The organism is Leptothrix cholodnii SP-6, assembly GCF_000019785.1.
Lineage (GTDB): Bacteria > Pseudomonadota > Gammaproteobacteria > Burkholderiales > Burkholderiaceae_C > Sphaerotilus > Sphaerotilus cholodnii.
Map to the genome: position 1 here is coordinate 3331625 of NC_010524.1, position 26539 is coordinate 3358163.

At 71.5% G+C, this 26539-nt stretch carries 23 protein-coding genes; 12 read left to right on the forward strand and 11 right to left on the reverse strand.

Features of this window, described 5'->3' with window-relative positions; translation table 11 throughout:
• Window positions 1-148: 148 nt before the first annotated feature.
• The 4 genes from LCHO_RS15085 to LCHO_RS15100 all read left to right on the forward strand — a co-directional run bounded on the left by LCHO_RS15085 (window position 149) and on the right by LCHO_RS15100 (window position 7505).
• Window positions 149-1090 carry an ABC transporter substrate-binding protein gene (locus tag LCHO_RS15085; RefSeq protein WP_190274808.1) on the forward strand — a complete coding sequence of 314 codons (942 nt, stop codon included), beginning with the start codon at window positions 149-151 and terminating at the stop codon, window positions 1088-1090.
• Entirely contained in the window at window positions 1087-2838 is a 1752-nt protein-coding gene (locus LCHO_RS15090) for a PAS domain S-box protein (protein WP_012348028.1), read from the forward strand. The genes LCHO_RS15085 and LCHO_RS15090 overlap by 4 nt, the downstream gene beginning before the upstream one ends.
• 5 nt (window positions 2839-2843) lie before the next feature.
• Window positions 2844-6287, forward strand: a complete 3444-nt coding sequence (locus LCHO_RS15095) for a sensor domain-containing protein (protein WP_012348029.1) — start codon at window positions 2844-2846, stop codon at window positions 6285-6287.
• A 198-nt stretch (window positions 6288-6485) separates the two neighbouring features.
• Complete coding sequence (locus tag LCHO_RS15100) at window positions 6486-7505, forward strand: questin oxidase family protein (protein ID WP_043704364.1); 1020 nt, start codon at window positions 6486-6488, stop codon at window positions 7503-7505.
• A 30-nt stretch (window positions 7506-7535) separates the two neighbouring features.
• Here the strand turns inward: LCHO_RS15100 and LCHO_RS15105 are convergent, their stop codons facing one another.
• The 11 genes from LCHO_RS15105 to atzF form a co-directional block, all read right to left on the reverse strand.
• Window positions 7536-8255, reverse strand: a complete 720-nt coding sequence (locus LCHO_RS15105) for a GntR family transcriptional regulator (protein ID WP_012348031.1) — start codon at window positions 8253-8255, stop codon at window positions 7536-7538.
• A gap of 10 nt (window positions 8256-8265) precedes the next feature.
• Window positions 8266-8964 carry a cysteine hydrolase family protein gene (locus LCHO_RS15110; protein ID WP_012348032.1) on the reverse strand — a complete coding sequence of 233 codons (699 nt, stop codon included), beginning with the start codon at window positions 8962-8964 and terminating at the stop codon, window positions 8266-8268.
• Window positions 8961-10640 carry an ABC transporter ATP-binding protein gene (locus LCHO_RS15115; RefSeq protein WP_012348033.1) on the reverse strand — a complete coding sequence of 560 codons (1680 nt, stop codon included), beginning with the start codon at window positions 10638-10640 and terminating at the stop codon, window positions 8961-8963. Before LCHO_RS15115 ends, LCHO_RS15110 begins: the two co-directional genes overlap by 4 nt.
• 112 nt (window positions 10641-10752) lie before the next feature.
• Window positions 10753-11454, reverse strand: coding sequence for a biuret amidohydrolase (biuH, locus tag LCHO_RS15120; RefSeq protein WP_012348034.1), 702 nt, complete (start codon window positions 11452-11454; stop codon window positions 10753-10755).
• A gap of 13 nt (window positions 11455-11467) precedes the next feature.
• Complete coding sequence (locus LCHO_RS15125) at window positions 11468-12391, reverse strand: ABC transporter permease (RefSeq protein ID WP_012348035.1); 924 nt, start codon at window positions 12389-12391, stop codon at window positions 11468-11470.
• A 3-nt stretch (window positions 12392-12394) separates the two neighbouring features.
• Window positions 12395-13507 (reverse strand): ABC transporter permease, encoded by a 1113-nt coding sequence (locus LCHO_RS15130; RefSeq protein WP_012348036.1) that lies wholly within the window; start codon window positions 13505-13507, stop codon window positions 12395-12397.
• A 15-nt stretch (window positions 13508-13522) separates the two neighbouring features.
• Window positions 13523-14668, reverse strand: coding sequence for a BMP family ABC transporter substrate-binding protein (locus tag LCHO_RS15135; RefSeq protein WP_012348037.1), 1146 nt, complete (start codon window positions 14666-14668; stop codon window positions 13523-13525).
• 50 nt (window positions 14669-14718) lie between these two features.
• Entirely contained in the window at window positions 14719-15135 is a 417-nt protein-coding gene (gene hpxZ / locus LCHO_RS15140) for an oxalurate catabolism protein HpxZ (protein ID WP_012348038.1), read from the reverse strand.
• A gap of 20 nt (window positions 15136-15155) precedes the next feature.
• Entirely contained in the window at window positions 15156-16559 is a 1404-nt protein-coding gene (locus tag LCHO_RS15145) for an AtzE family amidohydrolase (RefSeq protein ID WP_012348039.1), read from the reverse strand.
• A gap of 190 nt (window positions 16560-16749) precedes the next feature.
• Window positions 16750-16959: a DUF4089 domain-containing protein gene (locus LCHO_RS15150; protein WP_012348041.1), complete on the reverse strand. Its 210-nt coding sequence runs from the start codon at window positions 16957-16959 to the stop codon at window positions 16750-16752.
• Between the two features lie 3 nt (window positions 16960-16962).
• Window positions 16963-18828 carry an allophanate hydrolase gene (atzF, locus tag LCHO_RS15155; protein ID WP_012348042.1) on the reverse strand — a complete coding sequence of 622 codons (1866 nt, stop codon included), beginning with the start codon at window positions 18826-18828 and terminating at the stop codon, window positions 16963-16965.
• A gap of 321 nt (window positions 18829-19149) precedes the next feature.
• Here atzF and LCHO_RS15160 point away from each other — a divergent pair, with 321 nt between their 5' ends.
• From LCHO_RS15160 to LCHO_RS15195, 8 genes are all read left to right on the forward strand, one after another.
• Window positions 19150-20232, forward strand: coding sequence for a sigma 54-interacting transcriptional regulator (locus tag LCHO_RS15160; RefSeq protein WP_012348043.1), 1083 nt, complete (start codon window positions 19150-19152; stop codon window positions 20230-20232).
• Between the two features lie 219 nt (window positions 20233-20451).
• The gene (locus LCHO_RS15165) at window positions 20452-20667 is read left to right on the forward strand and encodes a hypothetical protein (RefSeq protein ID WP_012348044.1); all 216 of its coding nucleotides are present in this window, start codon (window positions 20452-20454) and stop codon (window positions 20665-20667) included.
• A gap of 47 nt (window positions 20668-20714) precedes the next feature.
• Window positions 20715-21314 (forward strand): Pvc16 family protein, encoded by a 600-nt coding sequence (locus LCHO_RS15170; protein ID WP_012348045.1) that lies wholly within the window; start codon window positions 20715-20717, stop codon window positions 21312-21314.
• A complete protein-coding gene (locus LCHO_RS15175; protein ID WP_012348046.1) occupies window positions 21311-22120 on the forward strand; it encodes a hypothetical protein in 810 nt (269 codons plus the stop codon). Before LCHO_RS15170 ends, LCHO_RS15175 begins: the two co-directional genes overlap by 4 nt.
• Window positions 22121-22174: 54 nt before the next feature.
• Window positions 22175-23965, forward strand: a complete 1791-nt coding sequence (locus tag LCHO_RS15180; protein ID WP_012348047.1) for a phage tail sheath family protein — start codon at window positions 22175-22177, stop codon at window positions 23963-23965.
• A 27-nt stretch (window positions 23966-23992) separates the two neighbouring features.
• Entirely contained in the window at window positions 23993-24436 is a 444-nt protein-coding gene (locus tag LCHO_RS15185; RefSeq protein WP_012348048.1) for a phage tail protein, read from the forward strand.
• Between the two features lie 19 nt (window positions 24437-24455).
• On the forward strand, window positions 24456-26060 hold the full coding sequence (locus tag LCHO_RS15190; RefSeq protein WP_012348049.1) for a phage tail protein: 1605 nt from the start codon (window positions 24456-24458) through the stop codon (window positions 26058-26060).
• Entirely contained in the window at window positions 26057-26539 is a 483-nt protein-coding gene (locus tag LCHO_RS15195) for a phage tail protein (RefSeq protein WP_012348050.1), read from the forward strand. Before LCHO_RS15190 ends, LCHO_RS15195 begins: the two co-directional genes overlap by 4 nt.

Sequence of the window (26539 nt, forward strand, 5' to 3'; positions counted from 1 at the left end):
CGGCCCGATGAGCCGGCCAGGGGAGGAAACCGCGATGAAACAGGCGACAAAAAGCCCGCATCCGGACAGTTTCGAAACACGCCGGATCGGCCCGCGGATGGCACGACGGCGGATGCTCGGCGGGGCTGCTGCAACCGCGGCCGCAACCGTGGCCGCGGCGATCGGCCTGACCGGCTGCAGCCGGCGCGAGCCGCTGCTGCGCATCGCCAGCAATGTCTGGCCGGGCTACGAACTGATGCACGCCGCCCAGGCGCTGGGCCGCTTCGACGAGGCCGAGCTGCGCATCATCGAGATGCCCTCGTCGACCGACGTGCTGCAGTCGCTGGCCTCCGGCGTGATCGAGGGCGGCGGCCTGACGCTCGACGAACTGCTGAGCGCACGCGCCGACGGGCTCGACCTGTGCGCCGTGCTGGTGTTCGACGAATCGACCGGCGCCGACGCGCTGATCGCGCAGGCCGAGATCGGCAGCCTGGCGGCGCTGGTGGGCAAGCGCATCGGCGTCGAGCAGACCGCCACCGGCGCGCTGGTGCTGCACGCCGCGCTGCAGGCGGCGGGGCTGCGGCTCGAGCAGGTTCAGCCGGTGTTCATGACGGTGGCGAACCACCTGGCGGCTTGGCAGACTCGTCAGGTGGATGCCCTCGTGACCTTCGAGCCGGTGCTCGGCGCCGCTGCCGCACAGGGCGCCAGGCGCCTGTTCGACAGCCATGCGATGCCGGGCCAGATCATCGACGTGCTGGCGGTGCATCGCAGCACGCTGCAGCGCAACCCGCAGGCCCTGCGCCGGCTGGTGCAGATGCATTTCGAGATGCAGGCGCTGTGGCTCACCGAGCCGCAGCGGCTGGCGCCGGGCATCGGCGCGCGCCTGGGCCTGGCGCCCGCGCAGGTGCCGGGCTTCCTGGACGGCCTGTCGATGCCCGGCCTTCTCGAGAACCACCAGTGGCTGGCCGGCAACCAGCCGCGCCTGCTGACGTCGGCGCGCCACCTGGAGCAGGTCATGCGCAAGGCCCGCCTGCTCACGCGCGCCGCGCCGCAGACGCCGCTGTGCAGCACCGCCGTGCTGCCGGCCCTGCCCGCGGGAGCCGACACGTGAACCCTGCTCTTGCCCGGTTGCCGCTGCGCGCGGCCCTGCCGCTGGCGGTCGGCCTGCTGCTGTTGCTGGTCGTCTGCGCCGGCTTGTGGGGGGCCTGGAAAGAAGGCCTGCAGCAGCTCGACACGACCGCCGAAACGGTGCTGCGCGACGAACTCTTCCGCCTGGCGCGCCACGCCGGCGAGCACGGCAACGTCCATCCGGACGCCCTGGCGCAGGACATCGGCCAGATCGCCACCCACCCGCTGGTGCGGCAGGTGGCGCTGATCGACCACCAGGGGCGCATCAAGCAGGCCCACCGGCGCGCCTGGGTCGGTCGGCCGGCCGCCGAGGTGATCGCCGAGTGGCAGCCGCAGCGGCTCGACGACAGCCTGGCGCAGCGCCGCGCCGACGTGCGCTGGGACGAGCCGACGCGGCGGCTCAGCGGCCTGCTGTCGTACCTGCAGCCGGTGTTCGAGGCGACGCACACGCGCCAGCTCGAGCCGGCGCTGGCCTACGTGCAGCTCGACCTGCGGCGCGCCCGCGAGGATCTGGCGCTGGCCACCTTGCGCAACCGCCTGCCCGACCTGCTCGCGATCGGCGCCCTGCTGGCGCTGCTGGCGGGCGGGCTGCAATGGGCGGTGGCGCGCCCGCTGCACGCCCTGGAGCGCGCGAGCCGGCTGTGGGCCGACGGCAACCTGGAGGCACGTGCGGCCGAACGCGGGCCGGCCGAGATCGCCCATCTGGCCCGGGCCTTCAACCAGATGGTGGCGGCGCTGCAGCACAGCCGGGGCGAACTCAGCGCCAGCAAGGAGCAGCTCTCAACCGTGCTCTATTCGACCGGCGACGCCCTGCTGGCGACCGACACCGAGCGGCGTATCACGCTGCTCAACCCGGCGGCCGAACGCCTGACCGGCTGGCGCGAACACGAGGCGCGTGGCCGCCGGGTCGACGAGGTGTTCCGCATCGAGCACGCCCACACCGGCGAGCCGGCGGAGATCCCGGTGCAGCGCGTGCTCGACAGCGGCATGGTGGTCGGCCTGGCCAACCACACCGTGCTGGTGTCGCGCCAGGGCGAGCGCATCCACATCGCCGACAGCGCCGCGCCGGTGCGCGACGGCCGGGGCACGCTGCACGGCGTGGTGCTGGTGTTCCGCGACGTCTCCGAGGCCTACCGCCTGGAGCAGGCGCTGGCCGACAGCGAGCACCACTACCGCACGCTCGCCAACGCCGGCCACGCGCTGCAGTGGGTCACCGACCTGCAGGGCCGCGGCAGCTGGTGCAACGACCCCTGGCTGGCCTTCACCGGCCAGGGCCGCGAAGACGCGCTGGCGGCGGGCTGGCTGGGTGCCGTGCATGCCGACGAGTTCGACCAGGCCCTGCTCGGCTGGCGCGGTGCGGTCGACGCCCACCTCGACTTCCAGCAGATCCTGCGGCTGCGCCGCCACGACGGCACCTGGCGCTGGATGCACGTCGAGGCGGTGCCGCGCCGCAGCCCGGACGGCCGCAGCCTCGGCCATGTGCTGCTGGCGGTCGACATCACCCGCGAGCACGAGATCGACTCGCGGCTGATGGCGCAGGTCGAAGAACTGCGGCGCTGGCAGAGCGCCGTGCTCGGCCGCGAGGAGCGCATCGCCGAGCTGAAGGCCGAGGTCAATACACTGCTGATTCGAATGGGCGAGACCCCGCGTTACGAACTGCTCACCACAGCCGCCCCGCGGACCGAGTCCCGGAGCCTGCCCGCCTCGTTGACCGATAGCCTTCCGACGTGACTCCGATGCAACGCGCCGCCGGCGGCGCCACCCTCATCCTGCTGCTCGGCACCGCCTGGCTGGTCGCCGGGCCGCAGCCGGCGTCGTGGTTCACCGCGATCCAGACGCTGCTGTGCGCCAGCCTGGCCGGCTGGCTGATCCGGCGTGCCGCACGGGCCCAGGAGCAGGCCGAGCAGGCGCACAAGCGGGTCGCGGACGTGGTGGCCGACGCCGCGGTCGGCATCAGCCTGACCGCGCTCGACGGCCGCCTGACCGAGGTCAACCGGCGCTTTGCCGAGATCGTCGGACGCACGGTCGAGGAAACCCAGCGCCTGCGCTTCCAGGACATCACCCACCCGGACGATCTGGCCGCCGACCTCGACAAAGTCGCGGATCTGCTGGCCGGCCGGATCGACCGCTACCGGATGGAAAAGCGCTACCTGCGGCCCGACAGCAGCACGATCTGGGTGACGCTGACGGTCTCGCTGGCACGGGGTGCCGACGGCCAGCCGCGCCAGTTCATCTCGGTGGTGCAGGACATCACCGCGGTCAAGCAGGCCGAAGGCGACCTGCTGCGCCAACGCCGCCAGCTGCAGCAGATCATCCAGAGCATCCCCGACTGCGTGGCGGTGCGCGACCTCGACGGCCGCTACCTGCTCGCCAACCCGGCCGCCGAACGACTGATCGGCCTGTCCGAAGCCGAGATCTGCGGCCGCACCCTCGAGCAGATCTACCCGGAGCCCGAGGCCGGCCAGGCACGCCGGGCCGACCGGCTGGCGCTCAGCCAGAACGGCCTGGTGCGGCGCGAGGCCAGCTACACCGCCGCCGACGGCAGCGTCGCCACGGTCGACCTGGCGATCTCGCCGCTGCTGGGCATCGACGGCCGCGCCACCGGCATCATCTCGGTCGGCCGCGACGTCAGCCGCGAGCGCCACAACCTGCGCCTGCTCGAACAGGCCCACCGGCGCAACCACGAACTGCTGGCCGAGGCCGAACGCTCGCGGCTGGCGCTGCTGTCGCTGCTCGAGGACCAGCAGCTGGGCCAGCAGGCGCTCGCCGCCAGCGAACGCCACCTGCGCGCGGTGGTCGCCGCGCTGCCGGACCTGATCTTCCTGTTCGACGCGGACGGCGTGATCGTCGACCTGTGGGCCAGCCAGCAGGACAAGCTGCTGATGCCGCGCGAGCAGGTGATCGGCCGGGCCATCGCCGACCTGCTGCCCCCCAGCCTGACCGCCACCGCGCTGCACCACATCGCCCGCGTGCTGGCCGAGGACGCGGCACAGATCTTCGAGTACACCCTGCCGCTGCCCGACGGCGAGCACGGCTTCGAGATGCGCATGGCCCGCGCGGGGAGCCGCGAGGTGCTGGCGATCGCGCGCGACATCACCGCCGAACGCGACGCCCGCGCCGCCCTGCAGCGCAGCGAAGCCAGCCTGCGACTGGCGGTCGACGGCAGCGGCGACGGCCTCTGGGACTGGGACCTGATCACCGACAAGATCAGCTTCGGCGCCGCCTACGCCCGCCTGCTGCGCTACCCCGGCAACGACCTGGCGCGTGATTTCCGGTTCCGCGAGCGGCTGCATCCCGACGACCGCGACCGGAGCATCGCCGCGGTGCGCAACTCGATCGAATACGGCACCCCGTTCGTCGCCACCTACCGCATGCGGTGCTTCGACGGCGAGTACCGCTGGTTCCAGGGCCGCGGCATGTGCCACCGCGACGCGCACGGCACGCCGCAGCGCTTCTCGGGCGTGCTGACCGACCTGACCGACCGCCTGCAGGCCGAGGAGCGCCTGCGCCTGGCCGCGCAGGTGTTCGACAGCACCCAGGAGGGCGTGATGATCACCGACGCGCGGCGCCGCATCGTCTCGGTCAACCGCGCCTTCACCACGCTGCTGGGCTACACCGAAACCGAGGTGCTCGGCCAGACCCCGCGCATGCTCAGCTCGGGGCGCCACGACCGCGACTTCTACGAGGCGATGCAGGCCCAGCTGGACCACACCGGCCTCTGGCAGGGCGAGATCTGGAACCGCCACAAGGACGGCTCGCCGGTGCCCGAACTGCTGTCGATCAGCGCGGTGCGCGATCCGCACGGCCAGGTGACCCATTACGTCGGCGTGTTCACCGACATCACGCACCTGAAGGAATCCGAGGCGCGGCTGGAGTTCCTGGCCCATCACGACCCGCTCACGCACCTGCCCAACCGGCTGCTGTTCAACAACCGGCTCGACCAGGCGCTGCACCAGGCCGAACGCGAGGGCCGCCGGCTGGCCGTGCTGCTGCTCGACCTCGACCGCTTCAAGGACATCAACGACAGCTACGGCCACCTGGCCGGCGACGAGCTGCTGAAGTACGTGGCGCAGCGCCTGACGCAGCGCCTGCGCCAGTCCGACACCCTGGCGCGGCTGGGCGGCGACGAATTCGCGCTGCTGATGCACGACCTGCGCCACGACGACGACGCCGCGCGGCTGGCCTCCGAGCTGCTGAGCGGGCTCAGCGAGCCGTGGCGCAGCAGCGAGGGCGTCGAGGTCAGCGTGGGCGTGAGCATCGGCATCTGCATCTACCCCGACCACGGCCGGACCCCGCAGACGCTGCTGCAAGGCGCCGACGCCGCGCTCTACCGCGCCAAGGGCGACGGCCGCGGTGTCTACCGCTACTACGCCGACGAGATGACGAGGATCGCACGCGAGCGCCTGCACATCGAGGCCCGGCTGCGGCGCGCGCTCGCCGACGGCCAGCTGCTGCTGCACTACCAGCCGCAGGTCGACCTGCGCAGCGGCCGCATCATCGGCGCCGAAGCGCTGGTGCGCTGGCAGGATCCCGAACAGGGCCTGATCCCGCCGGTGCGCTTCATCCCGGTGGCCGAAGCCACCGGCCTGATCGGCGAGATCGGCGCCTGGGTGCTCGGCGAGGCCTGCCGCCAGGCTCGGGCCTGGCTCGATGCCGGCCTGCCGGCGCTGACGGTGGCCGTCAACGTCTCGCCGCGCCAGTTCCACCAGGCCGATCTGGCCACGCAGGTGATGCAGGTGCTGGTCGAGACCGGCCTGCCGCCGACCCACCTCGAGCTCGAGCTGACCGAAGGCGCGCTGATGGAGCGCGAGGCCGAAGCGCTGCAGGTGCTGCAGCGCCTGCGCGGGCTCGGCGTGGGCGTGGCGATCGACGACTTCGGCACCGGCTATTCGTCGCTCGCCTCGCTCAAGCGCTTTCCGATCGACGTGCTCAAGATCGACCGCAGCTTCATCACCGACATCCCCGACGACCCGGACGACATGGAGATCGCCGCCGCCATCATCGCGATGGGCCACAGCCTGGGCATCCTGGTGCTGGCCGAAGGGGTCGAGACGGCCGAGCAGCTGGCCTTCCTGCAGCAGCGCAACTGCGACCGCTACCAGGGTTTCCTGCGCAGCCGGCCGCTGCCGGCCCAGGCCTTCGAGCAGCTGCTGCGCGAGCAGGCCAGCCTCACGGCCTGAGCCCGGCCGCCAGCCGGGCGACAACGGTGCACGGCAGGACATCGGCGGGCGATGCGCACCAGGTTGCGCAGGTCGCCACGGCAGCGCCGACCGCGCGACAACACTGCCCGCAGCAGGGCGGCTGAGCGGCCAGGGCTGACAAGCGGGCCGACCCGGCGCTAGTCTTGCTCCAGCGTGCTGATGAACCGCCCGACGCCCATGACCGCTGCCCTGCTCAACACCCTGCTCGACCAAGGTCTGAACTTCGCCCCCGAGTACCACGGCGGCCTCAGCAATCACCTGCCGATGGCGCTGGTGGCGCTGCAGCGGCTGGGCGCCGACGCCGCACGGCTGAGCCGGTTTGCCCACAGCCACGCGCAGCGGCTGCAGCCGCTGGCCGCCGACACCGCGAGCCTGATGGCCACGCTCGACCACACGCCCGAGCCCCAGGGCCTGCGCCGGCCCGAGGCCTACCGCGAGCTGTTCGACTCGTTTCGCGACCGGCTCGCGCTCGACGGCCGCGCCAGCGTGCTGACCGCGGTGCTGCCGCAGTTGCTGCCGGGCATCGGCGCGGCGGCTTTCCACGGCCTGATCCGCACCGCCTACGGGCTCGACAGCGGCCACGACGGCGAGCTGGCCGCCGGCCTGGCCTACTGGGCCAGCCGCCACCTGCCGCTGCTGGCCGCGCTGCCGCAAGCCGGTCACCAGGGCGGCAACGGCCACGACAGCGACCTGGGCGTGCGCGCCTGGATCGACGGCCTGGCGCACGCCTGCGCGCACTGGCAGGCCACGCCGGGGCTGATCTCGGAACAGATGCGCAGCGTCGCCGCCACCGAGGCCTTCCGCCAGCACGTCGGCCGGCTGCGGGTCGATGCGCAGACGCTGCCGCAGCTCGCCGCCCTGGCCGCCGATCGCTACCTGGCGAGCCGCAACTTCACCGTGCTGCACCTCGTCACCAGCGGCCACGCGCTGCGCCTGCTGCTGCCGCTGCTCGACGAGCCGCTGGCCGCGGTGCGCTGGTATTCGGTGGCGTTCGCCGCCGCCCTGCTGGGCAGCCGGGTCAGCCCGGGCCGCATCGCGCCGCCCCCCGACCCGATGGACTGGCCCGAACTGGCCGCCCGTGCCATCGCGTCCGACGACGAACACGTGATCAAGCTCGTCTACACCTGCCGTGCCGAGGCGCAGGCCCGTGACGAGCGGCTCTACCGCTGCGTCGCGACCCGCGCGATCGCCGGCTGAGCGCGCTGCCCGACCGGGGCGGCGCCCGCCTCAGCGCCGGGCCCGCCCGCGGGCCTCGTGCAGCGTCGACAGCGTGATCTTGCGCACCTCGGTCTTGCTCTGCTCGATGTGGCTGCGCAGCAGCAGCTGGGCCTGGTCGAGCTTGCGCTGCAGCACCGCGCGCAGGATCTGCGCGTGTTCGTCGTAGGTGGCGGCGATGCGCTCGCCGCGGGTGAAATCGAGCCGGCGCACGATGCGCACGCGCTCGGTCACGTCCCAGTGCACGCGCGCGATCTCGGCGTTGCCGGCCGCGCGCACCAGCGTGGCGTGGAAGTCCTCGTCGAGCTCGCCGACCTCGTGCGTGCCGGCCAGGCGTTCCTCGGGCGGCACCAGCCAGGCGGCCTTGAGGGCATCGAGCTCGGGCGGATCGGCGCTGCGCGCGCACAGCCGCGCCACGCTGGCCAGCTCGAGCACCACGCGCAGGTCGTAGAGCTGGTCGAGGCGGTCGAAATCGATCGGCCGCACGAACCAGCCGCTCTTGCTCTCGACTTCCAGGAAACCCTCGTTGCGCAGCCGGAACAAGGCCTCGCGCACCGGCGTGCGGCTCACGCCCAGGCGCGCGCCCATCTCGGACTCGGTGAAGCGGTCGCCGGGCAGCAGTTCGAAATCGTGGATCAGCCCCTTGAGCTGCACGTAGGCCTGTTCGGCCAGGTTGCTGCGGCCCCCGTCGTTGGCGGCAGCGTTGCGGGCTCGGGCAGTGGTCAGGGGCATGGGAAGAAGTCTAAGCGGCGGCCGGACGTGCCTCCTGCATGGCGCCCCGCAGCGCATCCTGCACGGCAGCCAGCGGCGCCGCCCAGCCGACGATGCCGCCCTGCGCCACCACCATCTCGACCACCGCGGCGTGAAAGTGCGGGAAGTAGCTCGCCGCGCAATCCTCGACCAGCAGGCACTCGTAGCCGCGGTCGTTGGCCTCGCGCATCGTCGTCTGCACGCAGACCTCGGTGGTGACGCCGCCGATCAGCAGGTGCGTGATGCCGCTGGCGCGCAGCATGGCATCGAGCCCGGTGGCGTGGAAGGCGCCCTTGCCCGGCTTGCGCAACACCGTCTCGCCAGGCAGCGGCTGCAGCTCGGCGACGAAACCCGCGCCCGGCTCGCCGGCCACCAGCACCCGGCCGAGCGGACCGACATCGCCGATGCCGCAGCTCAAGCCGCCGCGCGCGCGCTTGGACGGCGGGCAGTCGAGCAGCTGCGCGTCGTGCGCCTCTTGCGTGTGGATGACCCGCATCTCGTGCGCGCGCGCCAGCGCCAGCAGCGCCTGGCAGGCCGGCACGATGCGCTGCAGCGTCGTCACGTCATTGCCCAGCATCGCGCCGAAGCCGCCGGGCTCCAGGAAATCGCGCTGCATGTCGATCAGCACGACTGCCGTGTGCGCGGGGTCGAATGCGTAGGGATACGGACGGGCGTCGACGATGGGTTTCATGCGGCCTCGGCGGTGGATGGGACGGGGTGGCTGTCGTGGGCGCCTTCGCCGGCCATCGCGTGGCCGATGCGGGCGATGTCGGCCGTCGCGGTGGTGCATTCGAGTGCCACGCGGCCGTGCGACAGCACCACCAGCCGCGAGGCCAGCGCCAGGATCTCGTCGAGGTCTTCGCTGACCAGCAGCACGCCGCAGCCGGCGTCGCGTGCGGCGCGCAGGCGGGCGTGGATCTCGGCGGTGGCCTGGAAATCGAGGCCGAAACAGGGGTTGGCGACGATCAGCACCCGCGGCCCGCCGGCCTGGTCGTGTGACAGCTCACGCGCCAGCACGGCGCGCTGCACGTTGCCACCCGACAGCGTCTCGATCGGCGCGTCCGGGCCGGGTGTCTTGACCTTGAAGTTGGCGATGTGGGCGAGCGCCTGCCGGCGCATCGCGCTGCGCCGCAGCCACAGGCCGGCAGCCAGCGGCGCGCGGTCGAAGTTGCGCAGCGCCAGGTTCTCGGCCACCGAGAGCTTGCCGACGCAGGCGTTCTGCAGCGGCTCCTCGGGCAGGCTGCGCACGCCGAGCGCGAGCATCTGCGCGCGCGTCGGCGCATAGGGCTGGCCGTCGACGAACACCGAGCCACCGGCAATCGGCAACGTGCCGGTGAGCGCGGCCACCAGCTCGCGCTGGCCGTTGCCGGACACCCCGGCCACACCGACGATCTCGCCCGGCATGACCTGCAACCGCAGCCGGTCGATCGCCGACTGGCCGGCGTGGCCGAGCACCGTGAGCGCGTCGATCCTGAGGCGCGGGGCAGAGGCTGCAGGAGTGGCGGCCTCCGGCGCGACGGGCGTGACGGCTGCGACCGGCGCATCGACACCGACCAGCTCCGCCACCAGCGCCGAAGGCAGCACCTCACCGGTCGGCCCGGCGGCGTCGTGCGGCACGCCCATCATCCAGCTGGCGAGCTGGTCGCGCGAGGTGTCGACCACGCGCGTGCCGCCGGTACGCCGGCCGCGCCGCAACACCGTCACCTCGTCGCAGAAGCCGAAGACCTCGCGGAACTTGTGCGTGATGATCAGCACCGACAGTTGCCCCTCGCGGCAAAGCGCCTTGACGCGGCCCAGCACCTCGTCGGCTTCCTGCGGCGTCAGCACCGAGGTGGGCTCGTCGAGCACCAGGAAACGCCGCCGCGCGTACAGCGCCTTGAGGATCTCGAGCTTCTGCTTCTCGCCCGCGGCCAGCTCGGCCACGCGGGCGTCGAGCGCGAGCGGGAACGGCGCCGTGCGCATGAAGGCGGCCAAGCGCGCACGCTCGGCCTTCCAGTCGATCAGCGCGGTCAGATCGCGCCCGGCCAGCGCCAGGTTCTCGGCCACCGTCATGCCGGGCACGACGGTGAAGTGCTGAAAGATCATGCCCAGGCCGAGCGCCGCCGCGTCGCGCGGGCTGCCGATGGCACGCTCGCGGCCGTCGACCGACACGCTGCCGGTGTCGGCCTGGTAGAAGCCGATCAGCGCCTTGACCAGCGTCGACTTGCCGGCGCCGTTTTCGCCCAGCAGCGCGTGGAAGGATCCGGCCTCGACGGTGAGCGACACGTCATCGAGCGCCTGCAGCGCGCCGAAGCGTTTCGAGAAACCCATCATCTCGACACGGGCGGCGCCGGTCACTTCAACGGGCGGGGGAATCAACTCGCTCATGATGACTGCCCCTCGTCCGACGGGTACGTCGACCGATCCCCCGAGGGGATGTGGGCCGGCTTGGGAGCGGCCCGGCGCTCGGCCCACGTGCGCATCGAAACAGTCACTTTCATCACATCACTCCCAAAGCGGTGAGGATCGCGGCCGACGACGCCACCGCGCCGAACACGCCGCCCTGCATCGTCACCATCTTCAGCGCCGCATCGTGGTTGCCGCGGTCGGTGGCTGCCGTGCCGTCGCTGACGATCAGGCACTCGAAGCCGCGGTCGTTGGCCTCGCGCATCGTGGTGTGCACGCAGACGTCGGTGGTGATGCCGGTCAGGATCAGGTTGCGGATGCCGCGGCTGTGCAGGATCAGCTCCAGGTCGGTGGCGCAGAACGAACCCTTGCCGGGTTTGTCGATCACCGGCTCGCCAGGCGCGGGCGCAAGTTCTTCGATGATCTGCCAGCCGGGTTCGCCGCGCACCAGGATGCGCCCGCACGGGCCCGGATCGCCGATGCCCACGCCGCCCTCGCCGATGCGGCGCGAGCGCCAGCGCTTGTTGGCGGGCAAGTCCGACAGATCAGGCCGATGGCCCTCGCGGGTGTGGATCACGTGCATGCCGATGGCGCGGGCCTTTGCCAGCAGCGACGCGATCGGGCCGATCGGCGCACGTGTCAGCGACAGGTCGTAGCCCATGCGGTCGACGTAGCCGCCGACGCCGCAGAAGTCGGTCTGCATGTCGATGATGACCAGCGCGGTGTTGGCCGCGGTCCAGTCGCCATCGAAGGGCCAGGGGTAGGGGTTGGCGTCGACTGGGGAGTAGCGGTTCATGCGATGACTCCGGTCAGCGGTTCAACGACAGTTCACCCGGCGCGCCGTCGCTCGGCCCCGGTTTGCCCAGGCCGATCAGCAGCGCCAGCGTCAGCACATAGGGCAAGGCGCCGAACAGGTAGTAGCCGGCCGAATAACCCATCGCCTGCAGCGCCGGGCTGATGGCGCTGGCGCCGCCGAACAGCAGCGCGGCGAGCACGCAGCGGCGCGGATCCCAGCGCGCGAAGATCACCAGCGCCACCGCCATCACGCCCTGCCCGCTCGACAGCGCCTCGCTCCACGCGCCCGGGTAGACCAGCGACAGCGACGAGCCGCCCACCCCCGCGCAGGCGCCGCCGAATGCGGTGGCCAGCACGCGGTAGGCGGTGGGCGACAGGCCGAAGGCACGCGCAGCGTTTTCGCTGTCGCCGACCACCCGCAGGCGCAGGCCGAAGCTGGTGTGGACTAGCGCCCAGTGCACGATGAACGCCAGCACCAGGCCGACCACGAACAGCGAGTTGATCGATAACGCGGCCTTCAGCGCCGGTTGATCGGTCCAGCCGCCCAGCACGATCGGCGGCAGACCGGGCGCGGTCGGCTGGATCAGCGGCTTGCCGAGCCAGAACGCCAGGCCCGAGCCGGCCAGCATCAAGGCGATGCCCATCGCCGTGTCGTTGACCCGCGGCAGGCTGCACAACACGCCGTGCAGCACGCCAAACACGATGCCCATCAAGGCGGCTGCGATCACGCCCAGCCACGGGTTGCCGGTGCTCATCGAAACCGCGAACGCCGTCATCGCGCCCATCAGCAAGGTGCCTTCGAGGCCGAGGTTGATGCGGCCGGCCTTCTCGGTGACCGTCTCGCCCAGGCTCACCCACAGCAGCGGCGTGCCGACGCGGATCGCGCCGCCGATGATGGCCAGGGGCACGCCCCACCAGCCGATGTCGTTGCCGTCCATGCTTCAACCTTTCCGAGCGCCGCGGCGCAGAGTGAACGTGCGGCCGCGCAATGTCTCGCAGCCGATCAGCGCGACGAAGGCGAAGCCCAGCAGCACCGTGACCGACGCATCGGGCAGGCCGAGCCGGCGTTGCAGCAAGCTGCCGCTGGCGGCGATGCCGCCGACCAGGATCGCCACCGGGATCACACCACCCGGCGAGAAGCGCGCCGCGAACGCGATCAGGATGCCGCTGTAGCCGTAACCCGCCACCAGCGACACGTTGGCCGCGCCGTGTACCGCCGCCACTTCGACCGCACCCGCCAGGCCGGCACAGGCACCACCGGCCACGCAGGCGCCGACCGTCAGCCACGCCACCGGCAGGCCGACGCCGAGAGCCGCACGCGGGTTGCCACCGGCGATGCGCAGCGCCAGGCCCAGCGGCGTCAATCGCATCACGCCCCAGGCGATCAGCGCCACCACGATGCCGACCGCCAGGCCCCAGTGCACGTCCAGCCCGGGCATCGGCGGCAGCATCAGCGCCTCGGGCAGCGTGCGCGTCGAAGGCTTGTTCAAGCTGGCCGGGTCGCGCAGCACCGTCTCGACACACTGGTTGAACAGCGCGATGGCGATGAACGACATCAGCAGGCTGGCGATGGTCTCGTTGACCTCGCGCCGCTCGCGCAGCCAGCCGACCCCGCCGATCCAGATGCCACCGGCCAGCGCCCCGGCCAGCGCCATCGCCGGCCAGACGATCAGTGCCGGCACCTTCGCATCGGCCAGCACGTTGCCGAAGGCCGACGCCACCAGCCCGCCAAGCACCAACGCCCCTTCGGCGCCGATGATCACGCGCCCGGCCTGCGCCGGCAGCGCCACCGCGAGGCCGGTGAGCAGCAGCGGCGCGGCGCGCTGCAGCGTGTTCTGCCACGCAAAAGCGTCGCCGAAACCGCCGAGGAAGATCAACGACCAGACCTCGCCCGGATTGAAGCCCGCCAGCGCCACCGCCAGCGAAAACAGCAGCACCGTGAGCAACAGCGCGGCGCCGGCTGGCAGCAGCGCGTCGAACATCGCACGCACTTTCAGCGCGACCGGCGACGGCGCCGTGATCGGCGCGCTGGCCGGGATCGAGATGCTGCTCATGGCGGTACTCCTCGTTCAGCCTGGGATCGAACCGAGCACGCCCTCGACCAGGTAGTTCATCTTCTCCAGCTCGGGGTTGAACTGTTCGAGGTTGCTACCCGCCGGGATCACGACCGCGCCCTTGTTGTCCTTCAGGCCGCCCTTGAAGATGACGTACTTGCCCGCCACCATCGCGGCCTTGATCTCGTCGGCCTTCTTCTTGGCCGCGGCCGAGACGGCGGCGCCGTAGGGCGACAGCTTCACGTAGCCGTCCTTCAAGCCGCCGCGCAGGAAGTTGGGCATCGCCGCACCGCTTTGCGCCGCCTTGATCTGCGCGGCATAGGGCGTGGCCCAGTCCCACTCGGCGCCGGTGAGATAGCCCTTGGGCGCGAGCGCGGCCTGGCTGGCGTGGTAGCCGCAGCTGAAGACGCCACGCTTCTCGGCGGTCTCGACGATCACCTTCGGGCTGTCGACGTGGCAGGTCAACACGTCCACGCCCTGGTCGATCAGGCTGGTGGCGGCTTCGGCTTCTTTCACCGGCATCGACCACTCGCCGGTGAAAATCACGCGGGTGGTGAAGGCCGGGTCGACCGAGCGTGCGCCCATCGTGAAGGCGTTGATGTTGCGCAGCACCTGCGGGATCGGCTTGGCGGCGATGAAACCGAGTTTCTTGGTCTTGCTGGCGTGGGCAGCGACCACGCCGGCCAGGAACTGGCATTCGTCGATGTAGCCGAAGTAGCTGCCGGTGTTGGTCGGATGTTTGCCGGCGGTCCACATGCCGCCGCAGTGGGCGAAGCGCACCTTGGGGTACTTCTCGGCCATCTTCAGCATGTGCGGGTCGAAGTAGCCGAACGAGGTCGGGAAGATCAGCGTGGCCTTGTCCTGGTTGATCATGGCCTCCATGGTCTTCTGCACCGCGGCGGTTTCGGGCACGTTTTCTTCCTCGACCACCTTGACGCCCGGCAGCTTCTTGATCGCCGCGGCAGCCGCGGCCTGCGCCTGGTTGTAGCCGAAGTCGCCGCGCGGGCCGACGTAGATCACGCCGACCACGACCGGCGTCTGCGCCAGTGCGGCGCGCAGTGCGCCGGGCAGCGCAAGCGAGGCACCCGCCAGGGCGCCGCCGGCCAGCAGCTGGCGGCGCAGCGGGGAGGTGGTTTCGGGCTTGTCGGCGTCGTGTTTCATGGGGGCTACCTTTCAGGGTTCGGGTCGGAAGGACAGGGACAGGAAGGAAATCAGTCGGCAGGCAGGTCGAGCAGGCTGACGTGCGCGGCCACCACGCGCCAGCCGCCGTGGCCGGGCTCTGCCGTGCGCACCCACGTCTGGCTCTGCCGGCCCACGCGCAGCAGCCGGCCGTCCTGGCGGTAGGAGGGGCGCACGAACTCGGTCATGGCGGTGCCGAAGTCGCGGCCGAAGGTGGTGATGACGGTGTGGCTCAGCACGCGAGCCAGGCCTTGCGACGAGCGCGCGTTGCGGAAGGCGCGGATCGCCTCGATGCCGATCAGGTTCTCGCCGGTGCCGTAGCGCACGGTGTGTTCGCTGGCCCAGAACAGGGCGTCGAGGGTGGCGACGTCGTTGCTGACGAGGGCGGCCTCGTAGGCGTCGAACACGCCGCAGAGTTCGGCCTGCACGTCGCTCAGGTTGATGTCCATGCGGTGTCTCGCTGCGTCGATCAGTTCAGCTTGGCGATCGGTGCGCTGCACAGGCCGCGCGCCTCGAGGTGGGCGGCCACCCGCAGCGCCAGGTCTTCGCGCCAGGGCGCGGCGATCACCTGCACGCCGATCGGCAGGTGCGGCAACGTCGGGTTCATGCCCCACACCGGCACCGTCACCACCGGCAGGCCGATGCACGACACCGGCTGCGTCAGCAGGCCCAGGCTGGGGCGCGCGGGCAGGCGCTTGCCGTCGATCTCGAGCCATTCGGTGCCGATCACCGGCGCGACGCAAGGCGTGGCCGGCGCGAGCACGACGTCGACAGTCTCGAACGAACGCGCCACCCGGCGGGCAAACCAGTGCCGCACACGCTGCGCCTGCTGCACCCAGGCGGCGGGCAACAAGGCGCCGGCCAGGAAACGATCGCGTGACAACGGCTCGAAATCCTGCGCGCGCCGGCGCAGGTCGTTGAGGTGCAGCGTCGCGCCTTCGGAGTTGCTGATCAGGAAGGCCGCCGCGCGGGCCCGCTCGACCTCGGGCCATTCGATCAGCCGCGTCGTGCCGAGCGCCTGCGCCAGCGCGTCGACGGCAGCCAGCGCCTCGGGCATCGCCATGTTGCGGAACCAGCCGCCCAGCACGCCGATGCGCAGACCTTCGGCGCCGAGCCCGAGCTCGCCGGTCACACGTTCGGGGGCCCGCCGGGCGCAACCGGGATCGTCGTGCGACGGGCCTTGCATCGCGTCATACGTCAGCGCCAGATCGGCCACCGTGCGGGCAAACGGCCCGAGGTGATCGAGGCTGGCCACGAACGGGTAGCTGCCGGTGCGCGGCAGCCGGCCGAAGGTGGGTTTCAGGCCGAAGGTGCCGCACAGCGACGCGGGCACACGGATCGAGCCGTTGGTGTCCGAGCCGAGCGTGATCGGCACCTGGCCGGCCGCGATCGCCGCGCCGCAGCCGCCCGACGAGCCGCCCGAGATGCGCGTCAGGTCATGCGGGTTGCGGGTGGTGCCGTAATGGGTGTTTTCAGTGGTGAAGCCGTAGGCGTACTCGTCCATGTTGAGCGCGCCGACCAGGATTGCGCCGGCCGCTTCGAGCCGGCGCACCAGCAGCGCGTCGCGGGCCGCCGGCAGCGTGTCGCGCTCGATCTTGGAGCCCGCCAGCGTCGGCAGGCCGGCAACGTCGAACAGGTTCTTGACCGCGAACGGCACGCCCGCCAGCGACAGCTCGCTGCGGCGCGTGTGCTTGTCGATCTGGCCGGCGCGGCGCAGCGCCCGATCCGCCAGCACCGAGGTGAAGGCGTTGACCTGCGGCTCGGTGGCTGCGATGCGCGCCAGGCATTGTTCGACGCCGGCTCGCGCCGAGGTCGAGCCATCGCGCACGCCGGCGGCGATGCCGGCCGCGTCCGATTGCCAGAGCGCCGTCATGTTTGCCCCTCGTCAGACGGGTACGTCAGCCGGCCTTGCAGGCCGCGCTGGGCCGCACGGCCCAGCCCTTCGCCAGGCACGACCAGTCCACCGGACTGATCGTGTCCGGGCTCAGCCCCCGAGGGGATCCGGGCCGGCTTGGGAGCGGCCCGGCGCTCGTCCCGCGAGAGCGCGTTCAACGCTGAGTTGTTCATGCTGCAGACCCAGGCGACACCGGCGTGAAGACGCTGCCCGATTCGTCGTCGCGGCCGAGCGGCAGGCCCTGCACCAGATCGGCCATCTCGGCGGCCAGCGCCAGGTAGGTGGCCACACCGCGCTTCTGCTCGAAGGTCAGCTTCAGGCCGACGGCCGGCGCGGCGCCGTTGATGAGGTGTTCGATTTCAGTGGGCGTCAGGGCCATGGCTCAACTCCTCGGGGGGACAGGAAGGGCGGCGGCAACGGCTTGCAGGTAGGCCCGCCAGCCGCCCAGCTCGGTGATGTCGCTTGCCTGCGCGGTGGCTTCGGCCTCGCAGACGAAACCGTGCACCCAGCGGCCGTCGGCCAGCTCGATCGAGCCCAGGCCGAGCGGCTGCGGGATCAGCGCCAGGAAGCTGCCGACCGCGCGCTGCGGCATGCGCCAGACCTCGAGCGCGATCGAGCCGCCGCGCAGGCTGTCGCGCACCATGCCGGGCTTGGGCGGCACGGTGCCGGGCAGCGCGTGCAGGCGGTAGCGCGGCGCGGTGCGGGTGGCTTCGATCAGCGTGGCGCCGCGTTCGGTCAGCTGCCAGTTCAGCGGCAGGCCGGACAGATGCGCGCCGACCACCGCGATCGCCATCTCGGGCTCGGACTGGGGCCAGAGAGCGGGCGTCGCCGCCGGTGAGGCAACGCCCTGCGCCGCCTGCCAGCCCAGGCCGAAACGCGCCAGTGCGGCGTCGTGATTGCCCGGCGCGATGAAGGTCACGCCGAACGGCAGGCCAACCGCGGTGCGCCCGGCCGGCAGCGCCAGCGCGCACCAGCCCAGCAGGTTGACGAAGTTGGTGTAGCGGCCGAGCAGCGAGTTGACGCCCACCGGGTCGGCATCGAGTTCGCTGAAACGCGGATGGCCGGGCGCGGTCGGCACCATCAGCAGGTCGCAGCGCGACCAGGTGGCCTCCCCCGCCGCCTTCAGGTCCTGCAGGCGATAGAGGCCGCGGAAGGCGTCGGTGGCGCTCATGCCGACGGCGCGCGTGATGACGCGGCGCACGGTGGCGTCGAGCGCATCGGGTTGCGCGCTCAGCAGCGCCGCGACGACCGCATGGCGCTCGGCCACCCACGGGCCGTCGTAGAGCAGAGCCGCCACTTCGTCGAGCGGCGCGAAGTCGAGCGCGACGATCTCGTGGCCGAGCGCGGCCATCTGCGCCACGGCCCAGGACCACGCGGCCTCGTAACCCGCGTCGCCGAAGAAGAACGGCACGCGCGGCACGCCCACCTTCAGGCGCGGCGCCCAGGTCGACGGGCCGGGCGCGAAGTGGCTGTAGGCATCGGCCGCATCGGCGCCTTCGATCACCGACAGCACCACGGCGGCGTCCTCGACCGAGTGGGCGAACACCGACACGCAATCGAGGCTGCGGCAGGCCGGCAGCACGCCGGCGGTGCTGACCCGCCCGGGCGTCGGCTTGAGGCCCACCAGTTCGTTGAAACCCGCCGGCACGCGACCCGAGCCGGCGGTGTCGGTGCCGAGCGCAAAAGCCACGTCGCCACGCGCGGTCAGCACCGCCGAGCCCGAACTGGATCCGCCGCTGATGCGCGCGGCGTCGAACACGCTGGCTGGCCGGCCGTAGGGGCTGCGAGCGCCGACCAGGCCGGTGGCGAACTGGTCGAGGTTGGTCTTGGCGATCCACACCGCACCGGCTGCTTCGAGCCGGCGCACGGCCTCGGCCGACTGGCCGGCCACGTGCGCAAAGGCCGGGCAGGCGGCGGTGGTCTCGATGCCGGCGATGTCGATGTTGTCCTTGACCGCGAACGGCACGCCGAACAGCGGCAGCACCTTGAGCAGCGCGGCGCGGTCGGCATGGGCCGCGGCCACCTCGGCCAGCTGGCCGAGGCGGCGTGCCAACTCGTCGCCCGTCACCCAGCGGATCACCGCCGGATCGTCACCACGGATCAACCGATGTCGCAGCGCCGGCAGCAGGTCCGCCGGCTCGGCTCCGGCCCGGTAGGCCTCTTGCCATTGCGTCAGGGTACGGGGGGCTTGTGTGGTGGATGTCACGGTTTTGGTGCACTCACTGGTATACAACAAGGGATATTGCATGGAGCGTGCCATCCGACCGCAGGCCTTCGAGCCCGAGGCAAAGTGGTCCTGGGCGGCACAAACAGCCCCCCAGGTCGGTGCATTCACGGCAGATCGAACCCTGATCTGCGCCAATTCGGGGCTCGGGAAAGGGTGTGAGGCAACCCGTGGTTACATAAATCGGGGCACCCCGCTTGTCCGGTTTTTCGCGCTCTACTAGATTCAGAGCAGGCGCCAGTGGTCCGGCGTCCGCAGCGGGGGAGTCGACATGTCAGAACAATCACCTTCGTCCCGACAGACACGAGGCCGAGCGCGGGCCTGGTGCCCTGCGAGGGTTCGCGGATGAGCGCGGCCGCACCGCGGCTGATCGGCCGCTCGCCGGTGTTCCTGCAGGTGGTGGCGCTGATCGAGCGCATGGCGCGCAACGACGCGCCGGTGCTGATCGAAGGCGAGACCGGCACCGGCAAGGAACTCGCCGCCCGCGCCATCCACTACCAGTCGGCGCGCTGCGATGCGCCGTTCGTGCCGCTGAACTGCGGCGCCATCCCCGAGGCGCTGATCGAGAGCGAGCTGTTCGGCTGCGAACGCGGCGCCTACACCGACGCTCGCCAGGCGCGCGCCGGGCTGGTCCACGCGGCCGACGGCGGCACGCTGTTCCTCGATGAGCTCGACTCGCTGCCGCAACGCGCCCAGGTGGCGCTGCTGCGTTTCCTGCAGGACTACACCTACCGGCCGGTGGGCGGCTCGCGCGAATGCCTGGGCAACGTGCGCATCATCGCGGCGGCCAGCCCGCGGCTGCGCGAGCTGCTGCAGTCGGGCGCCTTCCGCGACGATCTGGCGTTCCGCCTCAACGTGCTGCCGCTGGAGATGCCGCCGCTGCGCCAGCGCCCGGGCGACGCCCGCATCCTGGCCGAACATTTCATCGCCCGCCATGCGCGCCAGTACGGCGTGGCCGCGCGGCAACTGCATGCCTCCAGCCTCGATTGGCTCGACAGCCACAGCTGGCCCGGCAACGTGCGCGAACTCGACAACTGCGTGCAGCGCGCCCTGCTGCTGTCCGACAGCCACGGCGCGGTGCTGCTCGAACCGCCGCGGCCGGCCGCGCCGCCGGCCATCGCGCTGCGCCGGCGGGCCACGGATCGCCTGCCGCTGCGTCTGGTCAGCGATTTCGCAGCCCTCACCGGTCTGACAACGCCAGCCCGCCCGAGCGACGAGCGCCGCCAGCCGCTGTGCGCCTACAACGAGGCGCGTGAGCAGGTCATGCAGCGCTTCGAGCGCGAATACCTCGAACAGCTGATGCTGGCCACGTCCGGCAACGTGACCCACGCCGCGCGGCTGGCCGGCAAGGAGCGCCGCGCGCTCGGCAAGCTGCTCAAGAAACACGGCCTGGGCCACACCCCAGAACCGCTCGACAGCCGCTTCTGAGCGCCCGCGGCCCACCCGCCAGGGGTGGGTCGAATCTGCCCCGGCGGGTCACGCCAGGCGGGTCGAAAACCACCCACCACCGGGCCGAGATGAAGGCGATATTCAATCGAATCAATCACTTGCGATGACATCGCAGGCTGGCACGCGCTTCGCGTCAGTTCTCCCAAGCTTGGGGAGACTTCCTTGCCCGATGACACAGGCGCCCGATCACAGCGTGCGATGCAGGCCATCCTGGCCTACCTGGCACGCCACCCAACGGCCGCTGACAGCGAGCAGGGCATCGCCCAGTGGTGGTTGCCTGAGATGAACGTGGAAGCGCCGCCGCCCGACGTGCGGCGGGCGCTCGATGAGCTGGTGCGGCAACAGGCCCTGGGCCGCACCACCCTGCCCGATGGCAGCGTGATCTATCGCGCTGTGCAGTCGGCCGTTCCCTGAGGCGGGCCCTTCGAACCCAATCAATCGGATCCCAACACGACGCATCCATGGCCAACGTCCGGGCAGTTCATTCGGTGGGGCAATCCATCGTGACCTATCTGCGCAACACCTATCCGAACAACCTCGGGGGCTCGCCGATGCCGGCCTGCGAGTTCGCGCTGCTGTCGTCAGGCGAGCTGGCCGCCGCGGTCGAGGAAGGCACGCGGATCTCGCTCTACCTCTACCGCGTCACCGTCAACGAACACAACCGCCAGCAGCGCCCCGACCGCATGACGCCCGAACAGCAGGCGCCGCTGGGCCTTGATCTTCACTACCTGCTGACGGCCTGGTCGGCCACCGCGCAGGAGGAGCAGATCACGCTGACCTGGGCGCTGCGCCAGCTCTACCTGCACCCGATCCTCGACGCCTCGTCGCTCTCGCCCGAGGCCGACTGGGCGCCCGACGAGGTGATCCAGGTGATCCCGTCCGAGCTGGCCAACGAGGACATGATGCGCATCTGGGACGCACTCGAGCCGGCCTACCGGCTGTCGGTGTCGTACATCGCGCGGTTGGTGCGCATCGACCCCGACGCCGTCACCGAAGGCCGCCCGGTGGTGGCGCGCCGGCTCGGCCTGGGCTCGCTCACCGGCACCGAGGGCACGCCATGACACGCGTGATCCACGAGCTGGAGCGGGTCGAGCACCGCGTGCTGGGCGCGCTGCGCTGCATCGACGTCAACACCGGCGTGGCGCTGAACACGCCGATGACGGTCGAGATCCCCCAGGCGCGCCTGCTGCGCAACCGCAGCGGCCTGCACGTCATCCACCAGCTGCCGGCGCTGGCCGCGCACGAGGCCGTGTTCGATGCACCACCCGCCAGCCCCGCCCAAGGCAGCGTGCAGCTCACCGCCACCGTGCGCGACCCGGCCGGCCGCTACCTGCCGCGGCTGGCCGCGATCGCGCTGCCACGCGACCCGGCAGCCGACAACGCCGACCAGGCCGATTCGCTGTTCCGCCCGATCGACGTGGCGCTGTTCCCGGCCAGCACCGCCGCCACCGGCGCCAACTGGTGCGTGCTGCGCGTCAGCGTCACCCACAACACCAGCGACGACGCGCTCGGCGGCGCGCTGCTGCTGGTGCGCCAGGGCAACCGCACCCTCGCCCGCGGCCTGACCGACTGGCGCGGCGAGGCGCTGGTGAGCGTGCCCGGCGTGCCGATCACGACCTGGTCGGACGTGCCGGGCTCGGTGGTCGTCAACGAGATCACCGCCCAGATCATCGCCGTGTTCGACCCCGCCGCCGGCCTGCGCACCAGCGCGGCGCGGGTGCGCGACGGCCGCGAGCCGGCCGCCCTGCCGCTGGTCGATCCCGACCGGCTCGAAGCCCAGCGCAACACGCTGCCACGCGCCAACCGCGCGGTGCAGCTGTCGGCCGGCACGAACCTCGTGTTGTCTCTTTCGCTCGCATTGCCATGAAGGCCCGCGAGTGCGTTGTCACGACCTCCCCCTTCATGCAAAGGAGTCCCAGCCATGCCTGAATACCTGGCACCCGGTGTCTACGTCGAAGAGACGAGCTTTCGCGCCAAGTCCATCGAGGGCGTGGGCACCAGCACCACTGCCTTCGTCGGCCCGACCCGGCGCGGCCCGGTCGGCACCCGCTCGGAGCTGATCACCAGCCTGCCGGACTTCGAGCGCTACTACGGCAGTCTCGAGAACCTCGCGCTCAGCGACGTCAGCGCGGCGGCGAATCGGCTCAACTTCCTGGCCCACGCGGTGCGGGCGTATTACGACAACGGCGGCTCGCGGCTCTACGTGGTGCGCACCGCCAACGGCGCCGGCAGCGCCAGCGCGCCGCTGATCCTGACCGGCGCCCCGCCGGCTGAACCCGCCACCGAGGCCGACCGCGTCACCGCCCGCGCCCGTTTCCCCGGCGCCAGCGGCAACGGCCGCCTGCTGCTGCGCGAAGTGCCGCGCCCGGCTACCGCCCGCACGCTCGACACCGCACCCGCCGGCAGTCTGGCGCGTGTCACCGTGAGCAGCGGCGCGCCACCGGTCGACACCGTCACGCTCTACCAGAAGGTCGGCAACCTCTGGCAGGACAGCGCCACGCCCGCCGGCACGCTGACCGTGGCCGACCCGATCCGCGCCGAGCTGCTGACGCTGGCCGCCGAGTTCATCGACGCCGACGGCTACGTGCAAGGCTGGGACGAGCTCGGCCTGGCCGCCGGCCACCCGCGCGCCATCGGCACCGTGCTGGCCGAACACCCGAGCACCCGCAGCGACGACCTGCAGAACCTGGTGTGGCTGCAGATCGGCAGCGGTGTCAACGCCTTCGAGCTGCAGGCCGCGATCGCCGCGCTGCCCGCGCTGGCCGGCGACACCGAAGGCCGACGCTTCGCCAACCTGAGTGGCGGCAGCGACGGCGCCGCACCCGGCGTGGGCGCCGCCACCAGCGTCGGCAGCTACGCCCACGCGCTGGCGCAACTGCTCGCGCTCGAAGACGTCGCCATCGTCGCCGCCCCCGGCAGCAGCGCCTACGCCGACGCGCAGGCGGTGCAGAACGCGCTGATCGGCCACGCCGAAACGCGCCGCGCCTACCGCATCGCCGTGCTCGACACGCCGCCGCTGCAGACCCCCGGCCAGGTGCGCGATGCGCGTGGCCGCATCGACAGCAAATACGCCGCGCTCTACTACCCGTGGGTGGTCACGCCCAACCCGCTGGCACGGCCCGGCCGCGACGACATCCCGCGCGAGATCACGCTGCCGCCGTCGGGCTTCGTGGCCGGCGTCTACGCCCGCAACGACATCGAACGCGGCGTCTACAAGGCGCCGGCCAACGAGGTGGTGCGCGGCGCGCTGCGTTTCGAGACCGACATCAACTTCGCCCAGCAGGAGGTGCTCAACCCGATCGGCATCAACTGCCTGCGCTACCTGAGCGGGCGCGGCTACCGGGTGTGGGGTGCACGGCTGGCGTCGAGCGATCCGGAATGGAAGTACGTCTCCGACCGGCGCTACTTCAACTACCTCGAATCGTCGATCGACCGCGGCACGCAGTGGGCGGTGTTCGAGCCCAACGGCGAGCGCCTGTGGGCCAACGTGCGGCAGACCATCTCCGACTTTTTGTACAACGAATGGCGCGGCGGCGCGCTGCTCGGCGGCTCGGTCGAAGAGGCGTTTTTCGTGCGCTGCGACCGCAGCACCATGACGCAGAACGACCTCGACAACGGCCGCCTGATCTGCCTGATCGGCGTGGCCATCATCAAGCCGGCCGAGTTCGTGATCTTCCGCATCGGCCAGAAGACCGCCGACGCCCGCGCCTGATGACGGCATAGCCCAAGGAGCATCAGCATGGCCAATCGCACCACGCCCTACGGCGCCTTCAACTTCATCGTCAACTTCGACGGCGGCGAGGTCTTCGGCGGCTTCTCCGACGTCTCGGGCATCGGCACCGACATCACGGTGGCCGAGTACCGCAACGGCAACGACAAGGAAAACCACGTGCGCAAGCTCGGCGGCGTGCACAAGGTCAACGACGTCACGCTCAAGCGTGGCATCCTCGACTCCAAGACCCTGTTCGCCTGGATCGGCGACGCCCGCACCAAGGGCCCCGAGGCGCAGAAGAGCGTGACCATCACGCTGCTCGACGAGTCGCAGAAACCGGTGCAGTCGTGGCTGCTGCGCGGCGTGATCCCGATGAAATACAGCGGGCCCACGCTGGCGGCCAAGGGCGGGGGCGACGTCGCGATGGAAGAGATCGTGCTGTCGGCCGAAGCGATGGAACTGGGCGATTGAGGCCATCCAGGCAAACGCCATGAGCCTCGTCTTCGAAGTTGCCAGCGCGCCGGTCGAACCCGATCGGCAGCGCGCCGACGTGGCCTGTTTCATCGGCCACGTGGCGCGCCGTCGCGGGGCGGCGCTGCCGGCGTCGGTGCGGGCGCAACTGCGGGCCGACGGCTGGATCGACGGCGTCTGGGCCCGGCCGGCGGTGCAGGTCGAGGCGCTCGACAACCTGCCCGTCGTGATCGACAACTGGGCGCTGTTCGACCAGCTCTACGCCTGGGAGCGACGCCCGCTCGCGGCCACGGGCAGCGCCGTCTGCGCCACCTACCTGGGCGCCGCGCTGCGCAGCTTCTTTGCCCGCGGCGGCCGGCGCGCGATCGTGATCCGGGTCGGCGATCCGTGGCCCTTCCTCGAAGACGACACCCAGCGCAGCGCCCAGTTACGCCCACGCCTGCGCCGCCTGATCCCCGACTTCGCCCAGACCGTCGCGCCCAGCCGCCCGTTCGCACCGCACGATCCGAGCACCTGGCAAGGCATCGAACACCTCTACGGCCTGCGCGACAACAGCTTCGTGCTGTTCCCCGACCTGGCCGACGCCTGCGCCAGCCAGCCGGTGGCGCCGCTCGCCAGCCCGGCCCAGACCACGCCCGAAACCTTCGTCGAATGCAGCGTCGAGGCCGAGCCGCCGCCCGACACCGGCCTGCGCCGCCTGCCCGCGCCGCGGCTCGACAGCGCCGGCTACGCCGCCTGGATGCTGGCGGTCGGGGCCGCGCGCGGTTTCCTGGCACGGCGCCAGCGCGAGCACCTGCTGCTGGCCTCGCTGCCGCTGCCATGGGTCGACACCCGCCGCACCGCGAGCGGCGGCGCGGCGGTGCACGCACAGGCCGACATGCGCGCCTACCTGGAGCGCATCGGCGTGCTGCGCCCGGACGGCAGCCGCGCCCCGGACGACGACACCGGCAGCGCCAGCGCCTTCGTGCAGCTGGCGTGGCCGTGGCTGCGCAGCGCCGCCGGCACCGATCTGCCCGAAGGCCTGGAGCCGCCCGAAGGCGTGCTCGCCGGCCTGCTGGCCAGCAACGCCACGCGGCGCGGCTGTTTCCGCTCGGTGGCAGGCGACTTCTCGCTGCCGTATCTGCGTGACCTGTTCGATGCGGAGCCGCCGCTGTCGTGGGGCCTGGGCGAAGGTGGCGCGGTGCAGCGGCTGGCGCGCCAGGTGTGTGTCTTCACGCCCGGCCCGCTGGGCTGGATGCTGCAGTCGGACGTGACCACCTCGCCGCAGGAGGCCTGGCGCTTCGGCGGCGCCAGCCGGTTGCTGGCGAGCATCCTGCGCACCGCACGCGCGCAGGGCGACCACCTCGCCTTCGAGACCAACGGCACGCAGACCTGGGCCCGGCTGCGCCGCAGCCTCGAAGACCTGCTGCTCGGCTACTGGAACGAAGGCGCCTTTGCCGGCGCCAACGCGGCGCAGGCCTTCCAGGTGCGCTGCGACCGCAGCACCATGACGCAGGCCGATCTCGACGCCGGTCGGCTGATCGCCGAGATCAGCGTGCGGCCGGCGCAGGCGATCGAAGTCATCACGGTGCGGCTGCAGCTGGGCAATGCGCTCGGTGCGACCGGACTGCGGGAGGCGGCATGAGCGACGAGAACCTGTTGGCGCCGTTGCACGTCTTCCGCTTCCACATCCGCTTCAAGCGCGCCAGCGGCGGCAGCAGCGATGCGGTCGAGGTCTGCAGCGGCGCGTTCTCCGAATGCAGCGGGCTCGAAGCCACGATGGAGCCCAAGGTCGTGAAACCCGGCGGCGCCAACTACGGTGCGGTGCAGCTGGCCGGGCCGGTGAGCTTTGCCACCGTGGTGCTCAAGCGCGGCATGACGCGCACGCGCGACCTCTTCAAGTGGTTCCAGCTGGTGGGCGGCGGCGGCTATGCGTGGCGGCTGTCGGCCGAGATCGAGATGCGCAACGCGGCCGACGAGACCGTCGTCACCTGGGGCCTGGACCGCTGCCTGCCGGTCAAGTTCAAGGCCGCCAACCTCGACGCCAAGAGCAACGAGATCGGCATCGAAGAACTGCACCTGGCGCACGAAGGCCTGCGCCTGGTCGACGCGGAGGGAGGCTGA

Coding starts and splice junctions, on each gene's coding strand:
- LCHO_RS15095 (WP_012348029.1), top strand. CDS start 2,844: ATGCAACGCGCCGCCGGCGGCGCCACCCTCATCCTGCTGCTCGGCACC.
- LCHO_RS15100 (WP_043704364.1), top strand. CDS start 6,486: ATGACCGCTGCCCTGCTCAACACCCTGCTCGACCAAGGTCTGAACTTC.
- LCHO_RS15105 (WP_012348031.1), bottom strand. CDS start 8,255: ATGCCCCTGACCACTGCCCGAGCCCGCAACGCTGCCGCCAACGACGGG.
- LCHO_RS15110 (WP_012348032.1), bottom strand. CDS start 8,964: ATGAAACCCATCGTCGACGCCCGTCCGTATCCCTACGCATTCGACCCC.
- LCHO_RS15115 (WP_012348033.1), bottom strand. CDS start 10,640: ATGAGCGAGTTGATTCCCCCGCCCGTTGAAGTGACCGGCGCCGCCCGT.
- biuH (WP_012348034.1), bottom strand. CDS start 11,454: ATGAACCGCTACTCCCCAGTCGACGCCAACCCCTACCCCTGGCCCTTC.
- LCHO_RS15125 (WP_012348035.1), bottom strand. CDS start 12,391: ATGGACGGCAACGACATCGGCTGGTGGGGCGTGCCCCTGGCCATCATC.
- LCHO_RS15130 (WP_012348036.1), bottom strand. CDS start 13,507: ATGAGCAGCATCTCGATCCCGGCCAGCGCGCCGATCACGGCGCCGTCG.
- LCHO_RS15135 (WP_012348037.1), bottom strand. CDS start 14,668: ATGAAACACGACGCCGACAAGCCCGAAACCACCTCCCCGCTGCGCCGC.
- hpxZ (WP_012348038.1), bottom strand. CDS start 15,135: ATGGACATCAACCTGAGCGACGTGCAGGCCGAACTCTGCGGCGTGTTC.
- LCHO_RS15145 (WP_012348039.1), bottom strand. CDS start 16,559: ATGACGGCGCTCTGGCAATCGGACGCGGCCGGCATCGCCGCCGGCGTG.
- LCHO_RS15150 (WP_012348041.1), bottom strand. CDS start 16,959: ATGGCCCTGACGCCCACTGAAATCGAACACCTCATCAACGGCGCCGCG.
- atzF (WP_012348042.1), bottom strand. CDS start 18,828: ATGCAATATCCCTTGTTGTATACCAGTGAGTGCACCAAAACCGTGACA.
- LCHO_RS15160 (WP_012348043.1), top strand. CDS start 19,150: ATGAGCGCGGCCGCACCGCGGCTGATCGGCCGCTCGCCGGTGTTCCTG.
- LCHO_RS15165 (WP_012348044.1), top strand. CDS start 20,452: ATGCAGGCCATCCTGGCCTACCTGGCACGCCACCCAACGGCCGCTGAC.
- LCHO_RS15170 (WP_012348045.1), top strand. CDS start 20,715: ATGGCCAACGTCCGGGCAGTTCATTCGGTGGGGCAATCCATCGTGACC.
- LCHO_RS15175 (WP_012348046.1), top strand. CDS start 21,311: ATGACACGCGTGATCCACGAGCTGGAGCGGGTCGAGCACCGCGTGCTG.
- LCHO_RS15180 (WP_012348047.1), top strand. CDS start 22,175: ATGCCTGAATACCTGGCACCCGGTGTCTACGTCGAAGAGACGAGCTTT.
- LCHO_RS15185 (WP_012348048.1), top strand. CDS start 23,993: ATGGCCAATCGCACCACGCCCTACGGCGCCTTCAACTTCATCGTCAAC.
- LCHO_RS15190 (WP_012348049.1), top strand. CDS start 24,456: ATGAGCCTCGTCTTCGAAGTTGCCAGCGCGCCGGTCGAACCCGATCGG.
- LCHO_RS15195 (WP_012348050.1), top strand. CDS start 26,057: ATGAGCGACGAGAACCTGTTGGCGCCGTTGCACGTCTTCCGCTTCCAC.